The organism is Paenibacillus sp. FSL R7-0026, assembly GCF_038004485.1.
Lineage (GTDB): Bacteria > Bacillota > Bacilli > Paenibacillales > Paenibacillaceae > Paenibacillus > Paenibacillus xylanexedens_A.
Map to the genome: position 1 here is coordinate 6,009,846 of NZ_JBBORG010000001.1, position 14,624 is coordinate 6,024,469.

The 14,624-nt window shown below is 49.4% G+C and carries 12 protein-coding genes; 4 read left to right on the forward strand and 8 right to left on the reverse strand.

Annotation, left to right across the window (positions count from 1 at the left end; translation table 11 throughout):
- Window positions 1-3 precede the first annotated feature (3 nt).
- From MKY44_RS26400 to MKY44_RS26415, 4 genes are all read right to left on the reverse strand, one after another.
- Window positions 4-1,068, reverse strand: coding sequence for an ABC transporter substrate-binding protein (locus MKY44_RS26400; protein WP_341009251.1), 1,065 nt, complete (start codon window positions 1,066-1,068; stop codon window positions 4-6).
- Window positions 1,069-1,208: 140 nt separating this feature from the next.
- The gene (locus MKY44_RS26405; protein ID WP_341009253.1) at window positions 1,209-2,147 is read right to left on the reverse strand and encodes an ABC transporter permease; all 939 of its coding nucleotides are present in this window, start codon (window positions 2,145-2,147) and stop codon (window positions 1,209-1,211) included.
- Window positions 2,144-2,956 (reverse strand): ABC transporter permease, encoded by an 813-nt coding sequence (locus tag MKY44_RS26410; protein ID WP_341009255.1) that lies wholly within the window; start codon window positions 2,954-2,956, stop codon window positions 2,144-2,146. The genes MKY44_RS26405 and MKY44_RS26410 overlap by 4 nt, the downstream gene beginning before the upstream one ends.
- Window positions 2,937-3,761: an ABC transporter ATP-binding protein gene (locus tag MKY44_RS26415; protein ID WP_341009257.1), complete on the reverse strand. Its 825-nt coding sequence runs from the start codon at window positions 3,759-3,761 to the stop codon at window positions 2,937-2,939. The genes MKY44_RS26410 and MKY44_RS26415 overlap by 20 nt, the downstream gene beginning before the upstream one ends.
- 524 nt (window positions 3,762-4,285) lie before the next feature.
- On the opposite strand from MKY44_RS26415, the gene MKY44_RS26420 reads away from it, so the two are divergent.
- From MKY44_RS26420 to MKY44_RS26430, 3 genes are all read left to right on the forward strand, one after another.
- Entirely contained in the window at window positions 4,286-6,511 is a 2,226-nt protein-coding gene (locus MKY44_RS26420; protein WP_341009259.1) for a methyl-accepting chemotaxis protein, read from the forward strand.
- A 119-nt stretch (window positions 6,512-6,630) separates the two neighbouring features.
- Window positions 6,631-7,632 carry a GTP 3',8-cyclase MoaA gene (gene moaA, locus MKY44_RS26425; RefSeq protein ID WP_341009261.1) on the forward strand — a complete coding sequence of 334 codons (1,002 nt, stop codon included), beginning with the start codon at window positions 6,631-6,633 and terminating at the stop codon, window positions 7,630-7,632.
- Window positions 7,633-8,005: 373 nt separating this feature from the next.
- On the forward strand, window positions 8,006-8,842 hold the full coding sequence (locus MKY44_RS26430; RefSeq protein WP_124116569.1) for a methyl-accepting chemotaxis protein: 837 nt from the start codon (window positions 8,006-8,008) through the stop codon (window positions 8,840-8,842).
- Between the two features lie 211 nt (window positions 8,843-9,053).
- On the opposite strand, the gene MKY44_RS26435 is transcribed toward MKY44_RS26430, so the two are convergent.
- A complete protein-coding gene (locus MKY44_RS26435) occupies window positions 9,054-9,662 on the reverse strand; it encodes a LysE/ArgO family amino acid transporter (RefSeq protein ID WP_341009262.1) in 609 nt (202 codons plus the stop codon).
- Between the two features lie 135 nt (window positions 9,663-9,797).
- On the opposite strand from MKY44_RS26435, the gene MKY44_RS26440 reads away from it, so the two are divergent.
- Window positions 9,798-11,291, forward strand: coding sequence for an aminotransferase-like domain-containing protein (locus tag MKY44_RS26440; protein WP_341009264.1), 1,494 nt, complete (start codon window positions 9,798-9,800; stop codon window positions 11,289-11,291).
- Between the two features lie 156 nt (window positions 11,292-11,447).
- Here the strand turns inward: MKY44_RS26440 and MKY44_RS26445 are convergent, their stop codons facing one another.
- The 3 genes from MKY44_RS26445 to MKY44_RS26455 all read right to left on the reverse strand — a co-directional run bounded on the left by MKY44_RS26445 (window position 11,448) and on the right by MKY44_RS26455 (window position 14,616).
- The gene (locus MKY44_RS26445) at window positions 11,448-12,275 is read right to left on the reverse strand and encodes a carbohydrate ABC transporter permease (protein WP_017691892.1); all 828 of its coding nucleotides are present in this window, start codon (window positions 12,273-12,275) and stop codon (window positions 11,448-11,450) included.
- On the reverse strand, window positions 12,272-13,156 hold the full coding sequence (locus MKY44_RS26450) for a carbohydrate ABC transporter permease (protein ID WP_341009266.1): 885 nt from the start codon (window positions 13,154-13,156) through the stop codon (window positions 12,272-12,274). Before MKY44_RS26450 ends, MKY44_RS26445 begins: the two co-directional genes overlap by 4 nt.
- A gap of 179 nt (window positions 13,157-13,335) precedes the next feature.
- Window positions 13,336-14,616 (reverse strand): ABC transporter substrate-binding protein, encoded by a 1,281-nt coding sequence (locus MKY44_RS26455; RefSeq protein ID WP_310340570.1) that lies wholly within the window; start codon window positions 14,614-14,616, stop codon window positions 13,336-13,338.
- Between the last annotated feature and the right edge of the window lie 8 nt (window positions 14,617-14,624).

The window sequence follows — 14,624 nt, forward strand, 5'->3', positions numbered from 1 at the left end:
CGCTTATTTCACCGCTTCTTCATAGATGCTTTTCTCCAGCGCTTCATCCAGATTTGCGGCTTTTTTGATCAAGCCATAGTTCAGTGCAATATCCGCAGTTCGGGTAAATGACTCATCCACAAAGCTGCCAACTTGCTGCTCCGTAAATCCTTCCGGTCGAATCAGCTTTGCAATCTCTTCGAGCATCGTGACCTGGTGTTCACGAGTGGTGCTGCCCTCCGTCACATTACTCATCACGATATCCACCGTCTCATCCTGATTGTCGATGGCGTAATTCCAGCCTTTCAGAATGGCACGGGTCACTTTGACCGCAAGCTCACGGTTGCTGTCTACCCAATCCTTCTTGGCAATCAACGTATCCTCCAGCATGCCAACACCGGCATCTTCAATGTTGAACACATCCAGATCGGATTCTTTCGTTCCACTTTCCAGCACCACGTGATATTCGTTATAAATCGTCGCCGTAGCCACATCCACCTGATCATTGAAAAACTGATCCATCGTGAACCCCTGCTTCACCAGTTCAATGTCTTTCTTCGGATCCAGGCCATTCTTCTCCATGAACGCGAGCACCTGAAACTGCTGACTGCCGAACCAGGTACTGACCTTCTTACCTTTCATCTGAGCCGGATCAGTAATACCCAGGGACTTCTTGGCGATTAAGCGATAGCTACTCTTCTGTGAGATCTGGGCGAGCGAGACGAGCGGTAGACCGTTATCCCGGCTGACCAGCAGACTATCTACTCCTGTGATCCCCACATCGGCCGCGCCATTAACCACCTGCTGCTCAATCACGATATCCGGACCACCCGGAATAATCTCGGCATCAATGCCTTCATCTGCAAAAAAACCTTTTTCCTTCGCTGCATAGATCCCGGCAAACTGCGCCTGCGGCACCCATTTCAGCTGAATTTTCACTTTGGTTAAGGGTTGATCTGCCTCTCCCGCTCCTCCTGAACTCGCAGCAACAGGCTCAGCCGCCGGCTCGGACTTCGTAGAACATGCGCTCAGCATCGTAACAACCAACAGGACCAACACCAGCAAACCCGGCTTCAACATTTTGTACATGTACAGAACAACCCCCTGTTTATATACGATTTATCAAGCATCAGTCCGTGTTCAAAAAGTCTGCTTTTCAGTACCGTGGACTTTTTGAACAACCTCAATCACGTATTACGATCTATGGATGGTTGGTACCCTGATGTATGTTAGTGATCTGTGCGTGCACGATTCCACGGAATGAGTCGCTTTTCTGCCAGGACAACCGCTTCATACAATGCAATACCGAGCGCGGCTGCAATGACAATGCAGGACCAGGCCAAGGGCATGTTCGCCAGTCGAATCTGATCCGAGAGCAAGTACCCCAGCCCCTGGGAGGCGATGAAAAATTCACCCACAATGGCCCCGATAATACTGGTCGACATGTTGATCTTCAGACCGGCGAAGAGGGAAGGCAGGGCATGAGGCAGTCTCAGCTTCCAAAAAAACTGCATCCTGCTCGCGGCAAGGCCACTCAGCAGATCACTGTACTGCGGCTGAATGGAAGTCAGCCCTTTGAACAGGCTAACAGCCATCGCTGCCATCGTAATCACCGTGACAACAGCAATACGGGACCAGATCCCGTCACCAAACCAATTGTTCATAATCGGGGCAAGAGCCACGATCGGAACAGCGTTCAGTGCTGACAGAACCGTAACCGCAGCCCTGCCGCTTGTTGGAAAGAACGATGCACCTGCCGCTGCCAGAGCACCCAACAATGAACCGAGCAAAAAACCTCCCAGCATTTCGGTTCCGCTGTACATCGCATATCGAAAGAGCATATTGGCATTTTCCTGAATGGATACCGCAATCGCGGAAGGCACAGGCAGTTGGTAGCTTTCCAGCGAGAATATCCAATGAAACAACCTGAGTTGCCAGAGGGCGAGAAACACCACACCCGCCCCCCAAGGAAGCATACTCAGTGCAACCGATCGTCCGCGAACGCCAGGGCCTAATCTGACCTTTTCGGCTTGTCCCTGTTGTCCATGAATTTCCGATCCTGGGACAGCTGCCGTCTGTGAACCATTGAGGGGCATAGCCGCGCCAGTTACAGCAGCAATCGCCACACCTTCATCACTTTTCCGGCTCAACACACTACCTTCACTCATGTGGTCTGACCTCCTTTGGCCCTGAATTCAGGCTGCCAAGGGGTTAGCCAACGTTCGGCCAGACTGATGGCCAGATACGAGATCAGGCCAATGCCAATGCTAAGCATGATGGTGGCCCAGAACATGCCAACTTGGGCATGACCGTAATATAACGAACTGACCATCAGGACGCCGAGTCCGTCGGGAGCCCCCATCAATTCCACAACGATGGAGGAAGTCACCGCCAGCGGAGCAGCTATTTTCATACCGGAAAATAGTCCCGGCAGTGCAGAAGGCAGCAGACATTTGATATATCGTGCAGTCAATGAAGCTCCACAGGAACGCATAAGCTCCAAATGCTCTGGTGCTGCACTTTTCAATCCTTTCAACGTATGGATGATGATCGGGAAGAAAGTGACATACGCGGCCATAACAATTCGGGCCCACTCCGCATTGTGGATGATCCCGTACACAATTGGTGCGAGACCAATAACCGGAACCATCTGTGAGGAGACAACATATGGCGATAACGTGCGCTCCAGCCAGACAGCCGCGCTCATGAGCAACGCCAAACCCAGACCCAGCAGCGTTCCCCCTGCAAAACCAATGGCGGCATTGCCAAACGTGACAGCCCCCTGCTCTGCGAGCGTACTCGAGTAACGAAACAAGGCTGCAAGGACTTCGTGCAGATAAGGAAGGCGAGACGCCGCCTGCTGAGGTGACAGGAACAGTTGGAGCATCCAGGCGATTCCTTCCCATAGCACCAATATGGCCATAATCCAGATGACAACCCAGGATCGATATCCCGGTTTAAAGAACCGCAGGGACATGAGATTCATCACGCTCCTCGTAGAAGCAGTTGCGGATGGTTGTAATCATGTGGTAGAAAGCTTCCGTTTCTCTCAGTTCACTATGACGTTCGGAAGGCAGATTGACGGAATGAATGGAATGTACTTGCCCCGGATATGCCGAGAGCACGATGATCCGGTCGGACAGAAATACGGCTTCGGGGATGCTGTGTGTGACAAAGAGGAAGGTCTTGCCTGTTGAGCGCTTGATCTCAAGCAGCTCCAATTGAAGTTTTTCTTTGGTGAATTCGTCCAAGGCGGAAAAGGGTTCATCCATGAGCAGCAATGGCGGATCAAGTGCAAGTGCACGTGCAATGGATACACGTTGCTGCATCCCGCCACTGAGCTGCCATGGATAATGGTCGGCGAAGCGAGTTAACCCTACCATTTCAAGCAGTTCACCGCTAATGCGGCGGCACTCCTTACGGCGGGTACCCAGCAGTTCCAAGGGCAATTCCACATTGTGACGAACGGTGCGCCAATCGAACAAGGCGGGTGTCTGAAAGACAATGCCGAACTGTCGCTGTAGCCGAGCCCGCTCAGGCTCCTGACCTGCGATGCGAACGGTGCCTGAGGTAGGCTGAAGTAGATCCCCCACCAGCCGGAGCAAGGTCGACTTGCCACAGCCGGAAGGGCCCAGCAGAGAGACAAACTCATTAGACTGGATCTGGAATGTAACATCCGACAAGGCAGTCACTTGTTGTGTACCTGTACCAAAAACAACGGACACATTATCTACATCAATATGGCAGGCTTCGGGGACTGTGGCTGAGGATATGGAGGACATGGGCATTCTCCTTTGTGGGAAGTTGTTTTCATTGCACACCAAGGCTGAATGGGAGGTTTATATACACGAACGTAACAGGTTTTGCTTGTTAGATAATACTATATCGCTTTGGGCGGGGATTACATTATACAGTGTGTTTTGAGTATGGGCCTGTTCATGTTACACAATGTAAAATGAGACGGATTCTCAGATACATACATGTGAGTTTTCTTCGTAGATAGCTAACATACATTTCACCTAACAACAAGCGCACGATCATTTGTATTTATTGATTAAATATTCGGAAAATATGACATATCCCCTCGTATTCTTGTTCGTTTTCTTGTATAAAGATTGAATAGACGTACAAGGACTTCCACCTCCACGTGAGTCAACGCTCCTGAATGATGAAGGCGGTATCACTATTCGGATTAATCACTACGCAGGTTGGAATCCTCATTCATGTATCGCTTTGAAAATCACATATATAGGTCTATCCAAGGATCAGTAGAACGAAGCTTTCAAATCCAGAAATCGGGGTGGTCATGATGTTTGATTGGCTGGGATGGAGAAAAGGATTGCCGCTGTGGCGATCGTATCGGTTGAACGCACATATGAAGGAAGATGTGGAACAGATTTTTGAGGGAATTGCCGAAACGAGACGGCAGCTTATGATGGACTGGGCAGATGAACAATGGAATCACCTGGATCGTTTGCTTCAACAGATACAGTCGGTCCGATTACAGGATGTATTACAAGGTTCACAGCAACGAAGTAAACTAGATACATGGTTTCAATCCAGTTATATTCGAGCCGTAGACAGTACGGAGCTATTTATGCTGAACGAACAGAATCAGGTGGTATTCTCTACATATAAGAAACATATTGGACAGATCTATGAAGATTACGAAGCTTTAATTGGACCAGGATTGAAATACTCCAGAGCAGATCGTCAGGGCAAAAAATGCTTGTATGGTCCTTATTCTGATCCACTGACGTTGGATATTGGTCCACGCTCGTCCGCTTTTCACGATGATGTCACCTTGCTGTTTATCTCCCCAATTCTGCAGGAAGGTCGATATGTCGGTTCATTATGCAGCCGTGTTCCCGGGGATGTACTCGGTGACCTGATCCAACGAGAATCAGGTCATATCTACCCCGATTCCGGTGACAATTACCTCTTTATGGCTGAGTCGATATTACGGCCCCATCTGCAACCTGGCACCGCCTTATCCCGAAGCCGCTTCGAAGACCGTACCTTTACACATGGGGAAAATCTCAAAGATGGCGTCACCACCGAATGGGGTATCGTTTCCGTCAAGGAGCATACCGAACTGGAACTCATGTTCACTGACCCATCGACCGGAGAACTACACCCCGGAGTAGCAAACACCATTCAGAATGGTTCCAATCTGTTCGTAGCCTTTCCCGGCTACTCGGATTACCGCCATATTTCTGTGATCGGCAAAGGCATCACCTTCCAGCTGCCACACTGTCCTGATCGTTGGGGCATGATGTGTGAAGGGGATCTGGAGGAAGTGTATCGGATACGAAACATCGGCTGGCGCCAGTTCAAGCAACACAGTCTCTTCACGCTCTTGTCAGGCGTTGCAGGAGCGGCACTTGTCTATGCCCTTACTGGCAGTGGTTGGAGCGCGGCAACAATGGCCGCTTTTAATGTGTTATTTGGATTCTTCACTGCATTACAGCTCCATCGTAGCCAATCTCAACGAGTTCATGAAGACTTGCGTCGCATCAGCCGATTTATTCGAATTAACGCCGAAGGCAGGGGTGATCTGACCCAGCGCCTGGACACGTCTGCTTTTGCCCAAGATGAATCAGGTGAACTGGCGAAGTGGATCAACAACATGATTGATTCTCTGGAAGGCATTATGCTGAAAGTACAACTCGCGACGGTAGACGTTATGGATAACCAGTATCAGATGCGAACTTCAACAGAGACAACCCAGGGAACGACTGAACGTGTGAACCACAAGCTTGGTTCGATGATTCAGGCCATTCGCACCCAACTGGAAGATCTCGACCAGGCCAAGATCGCTGCCGATCACATGCGCATAACGCTTCAACAACTGGAGACCTCTGCAACCGAACAGATCGGCGTGGCCCAACAGGAAGTGGAACGAATCGGCGACAAAATGACCCAAATCTCCGGAGCGGTATCCGATACCAACCGTACCATCCTGTCCTTCATGGACACGATGAAAGAGATTTACCGCGCACTGGCTGTTATTGATGAAATTTCTGCTCAGACCAACCTGCTGGCTCTGAATGCCACCATTGAAGCTGCACGCGTGGGCGAACATGGCCAAGGCTTCTCGGTCGTGGCAGGGGAAATCCGCAAGCTGGCCGAGTTATCCCGCTCCTCTACTGAAAATATTCATCAGATTCTGGACCGAATCTCAACGGCAGCAGGAGCTGCATCCCAATTAATCACAGAGGGTGATCAGGTGCTGGCTGAAGGAACAACACTGGTTCAGGCCGCTTCGCAACTTCTGCAAAATGCTACCGCTGAAGAACCTGAGCGCACACAAGTCGTGGATCAAGTGGTCATGCTGATGGAGAATATTGCTGCAATCAGCCATCAAAATCGGGCGACTTCTGCTGAGGTAGAAGCTGAGATGATGGAGCTGATCCGTGATATGTTGCAGGTTCAGTATTCTTCGCATAACGTGGAAGCCATTACGGTTTTCCTGCAACAACTCGTGGGACAATTCCATCTGAATCACCCCGCCAAAAATGCTGTCATCTGACGTCATCGTTGACGCGGATTGGAGAAATAGCTAAAATTTGATGCAACTGTTCCTTTTGAAATTGTCGTATCATTTATAATAGAAGATTTCCAATCTGAACCGATGAAAGGGTGGTCTGCATGGAACTGCTTCAGGATTCATTTGGCCGGATACATGACTACATCCGTATTTCTGTTACGGACCGCTGTAATTTACGCTGTGTGTACTGCATGCCTGCAGAGGGCATGGAGTTTGCTCCGCATGATGAGATTATGAGCTACGAAGAAATAGCACAGGTGCTGAAGGTACTTGCCCCGATGGGCATGCGCAAAGTCCGACTCACCGGGGGCGAACCGTTGGTACGCAAGGATCTGCATAAGCTCGTCAGCATGATCTCGGCAATTGACGGGATTGACGATATTGCCCTGACTACCAACGCTCTTCTGCTGGACAAACAAGCTCAGGCGTTGAAAGATGCTGGGTTGAACCGGATTAACATCAGTCTGGATTCCCTGCGCGCTGATCGCTTCTCCATGATTACCCGCGGCGGAGATGTGAACAAGGTACTGAAAGGCATTGAAGCTGCAACTGCCGCTGGCCTTGCTCCGATCAAGCTGAATGTTGTGCTGATGAAGGGTATCAACGATGATGAGATCAAGGATTTTATTGCAATGACGATGGATCAACCTCTTCATGTGCGTTTTATTGAATATATGCCGATTGGACAGGCTTCAGATTCATGGCGCAAATCTTATTTGCCGCTGGAAGCCGTAACAGATGTATGTGCTGAAGCAGGGTGGACGGTAGAAAATACAACAGGCCCTGCGGGCAATGGCCCATCACGCAATATGAAAATTGCGGGCTCCGAAGGCACATTTGGATTGATTCATCCCGTGAGCGATCACTTCTGTGACAATTGCAACCGACTTCGGCTGACCGCTGACGGACATATCAAAGCCTGCCTCTACTGGTCAGATGAGTATAATGTTCGCCGCTTCGTGGATGATCCGAATGCCATGGCGGCACTTTTCCTCAAAGCGCTGGGTACGAAACCGAAGAATCATGAGATGGCTCTGGCTTTGGAACAAAAAATGCAATCTCATACACCGACGGTACGCCGCATGTCCCAGATTGGCGGATAGCAACTACGCATATAACACAACCGCGCATTCCTGCGTATGGATATATATCTCCACCGTCAGGATGACCTCTTCACACAACGGATGAGGTAACGCTGGCGCGGTGAACCCTTAGGTAAATCAGCATTCATAATGTGAAGTGGAGCGTGTCATAAGGAATAGGTGGATAACCAAAGCAGACAAGAACATCATGTTCTTGTCTGCTTTTTCGTTATATTTTCATAAATTTCTGAAAATCATCAATTCTCCTGTTTCATTTGTTGAAAATTTAATTAATATACGTTATGCCCTTGTTGGGTCTTCAAGATTAACCTCATTCTGACGATGTATACAATACATCTAGATGATACACATACATTATAGGAGCTGAACCTTATTGAACATCGTTGAAGCACTCGTTGCAGCAAGTCCATATTTTAAAATTATGCTGAAAGAACACGATATCATGATTGCAGTAACTGACACGGAGAAGTTCTGGTATTATGTTCCCAGCAACGAGCTTGATCTGGGCATCAAGGCAGGAGACCCCGTTTCTCTCGATGACCCTACACTCCGCCGGGCACTTATACATGGGGAGACTTCAGCGAACCGAATTGATGCAAAATTCTATGGCACATCAATCAACTCGGCGGCCACCCCGCTTCGGGATGAGCAAGGAAATATCGTGGGTACACTTGCCATTGGTTTCTCTCTTCAGAATGAGGAAAAACTGGAGTACTTCACTGAATTGATCGGGGGGATCAGCGGAAAATTAACAGATATGGTGCAGACGGTAGCTGCCCAATCCGAGCAATTGACGGCCTCTTCCACGCAGATTCTGGATAATACCCGTATGGCTGTGCAGAATTCAGGCGAAGTTAATAAGGTCGCTGCATTCATCCGTGAAATCTCAGAACAGACCAATCTGTTGGGCCTGAATGCGGCTATCGAAGCCGCCCGAGCAGGCGAAGCAGGCGCCGGATTTAGCGTCGTTGCATCTGAAGTGCGTAAACTTTCAACGGGTACCAAAGAAGCTACGGTGAATATCGAACGTTCCTTGAAGGATGTTCAGCATTCCATTCAGCAGATGGAGCAAGAGATCACATCCATCTCACAGTCTAGCAGCCAACAGGCTGTGATGGTAACCGAGTTCAGCGAGGTCATTGATCAGTTGAACAGTGTAAGCCGTGATCTGAAAGTGTTTATTGAATCCATGCTGCTGAAGGCAGAATAGATCCGATTACGATGACCTTAACTCAAATGACTAACCATATATAAGAGACGCTACACCAAAGCGTTATCGAGCACTACATGTTCCAACTCAACTAACTAGATCAGCAGGTTATGCTGATCACCAAATTCAGCACTCATATTGAACTCCCTGCGCGATTAACGTCACGGGGAGTTTTTTTATTTTAAACAAGACGAGCCACATCACGGTCCTTCTATGAATAGATGAGCTTCCACAGCATCATAACCGCCAGTCCAACCATGACCACAGCGGACAACCGATTAAACACCAGACTGATGCGTCCAGTTCGATCCGTTCTGCCAATCACCCTGCCTACGCCTGCAAGTCCCAAGAACCATATCCACGATACAGCCGCGGCTGTTAGGGCAAAATAAATGCGCTCCACCCCTTCATACTGAAGTGAACTGGTGCCAATCACGGCAACCGTATCCAGCAGAGCATGGGGATTGAGTAAAGATACTGATGCTGCGAACGCAATCTGTCGCCCTGCTGACATTACCGTTTGCGAACCTTCCACAGATTCGGACGACCTCCAGATACTCCAAGCCATATATAGCAGAAACAGGCTTCCTACTGCATACAACACATTCGCCAGAACTGGCCATTGCAGCAAAATGAGCGACACCCCTCCAACGGCTGCCCCGATCAACAACGTATCACTGATCCCTGCCGTTATTACAGCAGGCAGTGCATGTATATAACGCCTCTGGCTCATGCCTTGGTTAAAAATAAATACATTCTGCACACCCAGTGGCAAGATCAGGCCAAACGCCAGAATCACTGCGTGAATAACAACCTCCATCGTTCTTCCCCCTTATCTCTGTATTCCATAGTAGGGCAGATGATGGCCGACGTAACCAACCACTTGGATGGCATCAGACCCAACCAAATGATATAGTGTTTGTTACAAAGATAAACGGAGGTGATTCTGCCAGTTATGGAACGTTCTGATTCTCGGCTAAACATGGGGTGGAAGCCGAATCCCTCTCTCGACTTGCCCTTGTATCGCCAGATTGAAGCCTATGTTCGGCAGAAAATCACAACGGGCGAATGGTCAGCAGGATACCGTCTCCCCTCACAGCGAATATGGGCTGAGTCCATGGGCGTAAACCGCAGTACATTGGTCACTGCCCTTGATAATCTGGCCGCCGCTGGTCTGATTGAAGGCAGACATGGCGGGGGAACTTATATTTCCGGCTCCGGTTGGCATGGTATGGCTCACGGAGCGATGCCCAATTGGAACGAAGCCATTGAGGAGGGCTGGTATTATCCCAACCTGCCCGAAATCCAGCAGATTAATCAGGCTGAATTCCGGCCTGGCATCATACGACTCGGTACAGGGGAGCTTGCCCCGGAGCTGATGCCTCAGGATGCTTTTAACGACATTCTGTATGCCCTGTCCCATCGTTCTCGTACGCTCAACTACCTGGAACCTCAAGGAAGCATGGAGCTTCGTGAGGCTTTATCCGTCCATTTGCAGACGACTGGCATTCAGGCCTCTCCAGATTCCATACTGATCGTATCCGGCTCTCTTCAGGCACTGCACTTGATTTCGGTCGGACTGCTCCCTCGCGGATCAGCGGTTCTGCTGGAAAAACCATCGTATCTCTATTCGATTCACGCCTTTCAGTCGGCAGGGTTGAAAATGAGTGGCATCCCGATGGATGACGAAGGATTGCATATTGCACGTCTGGAGAACGCGGCGCAGCATGTAAAAGATCAAGACCACATCTCGCTTCTCTACACGATCCCGAGCTTTCACAATCCCACCGGCTCTGTCATGAGTGATCACCGCCGGGAAGAACTCATGACCACCGCTCGAACTTTGGGCATCTCCATACTGGAGGATGCCGCCTACAGTGATCTGTGGCTGGATACACCTCCTCCACCATCGCTGAAGGCGCGTGATCAGGAAGGACGGGTGCTGCATATGGGTACTCTGTCAAAGGCAGTCAGTCCCGGTCTGCGCCTCGGATGGCTGGTTGGGCCAGAACCGGTTATACGCCGACTTGCAGATATTAAGATGCAGACCGATTACGGCACCAGTTCACTCGCCCAAGAAGCTGCTGCCCTGTGGTTCGCAGAAGGACATCACGCTGGACATATGGAACGCCTTCGCCCTGAGTTACGCAAACGAAGAGACTTCATGCTGGATCTGTTGCAACAGCACTTTCAGGGCATAGCGGATTGGGAAATACCCTCTGGGGGCTTTTATATCTGGCTGCAATTCACTGTCTCCCCTCTCTCTATCCGCCAATTGTTCCATACTTGTCTGGAGCAGAACGTACTTATCCACCCGGGCTATCTATATGACCGCTTGGACGCGAGTCACATTCGGCTGTCTTATGCCTATGCTCCCCCTGATGAGATGGAACATGGGTTAAAACGCCTCGCAGGAGCTGTCCACAGGCTCATGGATTTTGGCTCCTGACTTCGAATGTTGGTTCCTGATTTCACCACAAAAAAACAGCCTTGACCTGGAAGGACCATGTCCTTCAGATCAAGGCTATTCGCGTAAGTTTCGAAGGTTTGGCCAAATACCAGAGCGGACAAATACCAGCTGTGCTTTGGGATACCTTTGAATGTTTTACCCCTTTACCGCACCCTCCGCAATACCTTCCATAATGAACTTCTGGAAGAAAGCATAGATCAGAATAACCGGAATCGCAGTCAGTACCAGGGATGACAGAATCAACGGCCATTCCTTGTTGTATTCCCCAAACAGCATGTTCGTGGACAGAATCAGCGTGTACCGATTCACATCGGTCAGCATGAGCAGTGGCAACAAGAAGTCATTCCAGATCCACAGGAAGTCCAGAATCGCGATGGTGACTGTGATCGGCAGCAAGAGTGGGAAGATAATCTGGAAGAATGTCTGGAACTCATTACATCCGTCCATCTGAGCTGATTCTTCCAATTCACGCGGAATGGACTTTACAAACCCGTGATAGAGGAAGATTGCCATGTTCACGCCAAGTCCGATATAGATCAGGGCCAATCCGTACGTGCTTCCTTGCACCCCCATGCCTTTGGCTACCCGTGTCAGCGGAATCATGATCGAGTGGAACGGCACCAGCATGGATGCAACAAACAGGAAGAAGATCAGGTTGCTCAAACGTCCGGAGGTACGTGACAGCTTGTATCCCGCAAGTGAGGCACAGAAGACGATTCCCCCAATCCCCAGAAAGGATACAATTGCCGAGTTCATGGAACTGCCCAACAGATTGATTTTGTTAAACGCGTCCGAGTAATTCTCCCAGTGAAGCGTTGTTGGCAGCGCGATAAAAGATTGGAACATCTCACCCTGTGTTTTGAAAGAGTTCACAACCGCCATGTAGATCGGCAGCATGGCCACGAGAGAACCCAGAATCAGCAGCAGTCGAATCAGATAACTGTTCAGTCGTTGCATCCTCATGCTTCCACCTCTTTCTTCTTCATGACGGTGATCTGGATGAGTGTAAAGATGAGTACGATGATGAACAGCACAACCGATTTGGCACTCGCATAGCCGTATCTGAAGTTGTTGGAGAACGCTTCTTCATAGATGTTCATCGTGATCACCTGTGTCGCCCGACCCGGTCCACCACCAGTCAGTCCATACACCACTTCGAACACTTTGAATGCTCCGTTCAGCGTCAGGAAGAAACAGATGGTCACGGCATGAGTAATCATCGGCAACACCACATTGCGCAGCACCTGGAATGCGTTGGCCCCATCAATAACAGCCGCTTCTTTGAGACTTTTCGGCACACCCTGGAGAGCAGCCAGATAGATGATCATCATATACCCTACACCGTTCCAGAGCGATACGATCAGAATGGAGTAAAATGAAAACTTCGGATCACCCAGCCATTGCTGGTCGAGGAACGAAAAGGCCAGTTTCTGTGCGAGCTGTGGCAGCACCTGAGAGAAGATGAATGTCCACATGAAAGCACTGATGATTGTACTGATCATGTTAGGCATGAAGAACAGCGTCCGGAAGAGCCCTTTGCTGCGCGTCCGTGATTCAATCAACACCGCGAGCAGCAAGGCAATTCCATTTTGCAGAATCAACATAAATATTACATATTTCATCGTGAACCACAGAGAGTTCAGAAAGTCGGGATCTTCTTTGAACAATTCCACAAAGTTGCCCAGACCGATAAAGCTGTAATCCTGATTGAGTCCGTTCCAATCCGTCAGACTATAGAACATGCCACTAAACGTGGGATACAACAGGAAAATCGCATAGATGACAAAGGCAGGCGCAGTGAACGCGAGCAGTGACAGATACTTCTTGAACACATTCGTAGCCATTGGTTCTCCCCCTTTTCACTCGAAGCGGATGATTGTAAACGAGGGAACGAAGAACGTTCTGCCTGCCGTATCATCTGCTTGGCGACTGTGACGAAACAAAGTACCGCTCATTTGTTGACAAAACTCTCAGACCGTTGAGATTTGCCAACAAAAGCGGATACTCCATTCCTCACAGCTCCTTACTTGTTGACTTTGTTGTAGGATTTCCACGCCTTGTCGAGCGCATCGATAACCTGCTGTTGATTTAATTGCCCAGAGTAGTAGCCTTGCAACGCTTTGCCTGACTCGTCTTTCACTGCTTGAGGGAGGGATGGGTCCTCATAAGCTTTACCTTCACTCACATATTTTTGGGCATCGTCTACCCACGGGAAGCTCTTGAAGTCATGGATCTTGGCAATCGGATTGAACTTGAGTGCTTCGAAGAATGCACTTGAATCCTTGTCATCGAGAATGTAGTTCACGAAATCGAGTGCCACTTCTTTATTTTTGCTTGATGACGATACTGCCAATGAAGTGGAGGTGCTCAGATTGATTTTGGTATCATCCGGATTGTCATTAATCGGCATCGGTGCTACACCAAAGTTCAAGTCCGGGTTGGATTTCAGAATGGTTTCGGCAAACCAGGGTCCCTGAATCCACATCGCGGCGCTTCCTGATGCGAAGGCTGCTGAACCATCATCTCCGCCCACTTCCAGTGCTTTGTCCGTTCCATTGGCATTGACGAGATCAAAGATATCAAACAATGCTTTCATATCGGAGAAGGAGCCCTGATCCTGATTCATCTTCTCCACGAAGTCTTTGTGCTCAGACTGAGTTAATGCACCCACGGTAAGTGGCAGGAATAATTGCGGAATCCAGGCTTCTTTGTAGGACAGTTCAAACGGTGTAATGTTGGCTGCTTTGAGTTTCTCCACGACCGCTTTCATTTCCGTTAAAGTCGTTGGTACTTCCAGCCCTTGCTCTTTGAAAATATCTTTATTGTACAGATAGCCCCATGATACTGTTTCCAATGGAACAGCTACGATTTTGCCCTCCGCATCCGTTATGGAAGGTTTAACCGAATCCAGCAGCTTATCGACAAAAGGTTGGCCCGACAGGTCTTCCAGATAACCAGCTTTGCTGAATGGTGGAATCTCATTGACTGCATGCAGGGCGAACACATCCGGTGCATCATTGGAGGCGAGACGAGTCTTCAGAATCTGAGGGGCATTGTCCGCTGGCGGCATCTCCAGTTGCACGTTCACCTCAATGTTTTTCTCTGCTTTCTCCTTGGCTTTGAACTGTTCTATATATTTATCGTAATGTTCTTTCAGCCGAGGTTGTGCAACGAATACTTTGAGTGATACCGTGCTGCCTGATGCCAATTCCTCCTGCCCATTGTCCGTTCCTGCATTGGAACCGCAACCTGCGAGCAGAACACTGACCAGTACTGCACTTGCTACGCTTTTCCATACTTTCATCTCTTATG

Coding starts and splice junctions, on each gene's coding strand:
- MKY44_RS26455 (WP_310340570.1), bottom strand. CDS start 14,616: ATGAAAGTATGGAAAAGCGTAGCAAGTGCAGTACTGGTCAGTGTTCTG.
- MKY44_RS26420 (WP_341009259.1), top strand. CDS start 4,286: ATGATGTTTGATTGGCTGGGATGGAGAAAAGGATTGCCGCTGTGGCGA.
- MKY44_RS26415 (WP_341009257.1), bottom strand. CDS start 3,761: ATGTCCTCCATATCCTCAGCCACAGTCCCCGAAGCCTGCCATATTGAT.
- MKY44_RS26450 (WP_341009266.1), bottom strand. CDS start 13,156: ATGGCTACGAATGTGTTCAAGAAGTATCTGTCACTGCTCGCGTTCACT.
- MKY44_RS26405 (WP_341009253.1), bottom strand. CDS start 2,147: ATGAGTGAAGGTAGTGTGTTGAGCCGGAAAAGTGATGAAGGTGTGGCG.
- moaA (WP_341009261.1), top strand. CDS start 6,631: ATGGAACTGCTTCAGGATTCATTTGGCCGGATACATGACTACATCCGT.
- MKY44_RS26445 (WP_017691892.1), bottom strand. CDS start 12,275: ATGAGGATGCAACGACTGAACAGTTATCTGATTCGACTGCTGCTGATT.
- MKY44_RS26400 (WP_341009251.1), bottom strand. CDS start 1,068: ATGTACAAAATGTTGAAGCCGGGTTTGCTGGTGTTGGTCCTGTTGGTT.
- MKY44_RS26435 (WP_341009262.1), bottom strand. CDS start 9,662: ATGGAGGTTGTTATTCACGCAGTGATTCTGGCGTTTGGCCTGATCTTG.
- MKY44_RS26410 (WP_341009255.1), bottom strand. CDS start 2,956: ATGTCCCTGCGGTTCTTTAAACCGGGATATCGATCCTGGGTTGTCATC.
- MKY44_RS26440 (WP_341009264.1), top strand. CDS start 9,798: ATGGAACGTTCTGATTCTCGGCTAAACATGGGGTGGAAGCCGAATCCC.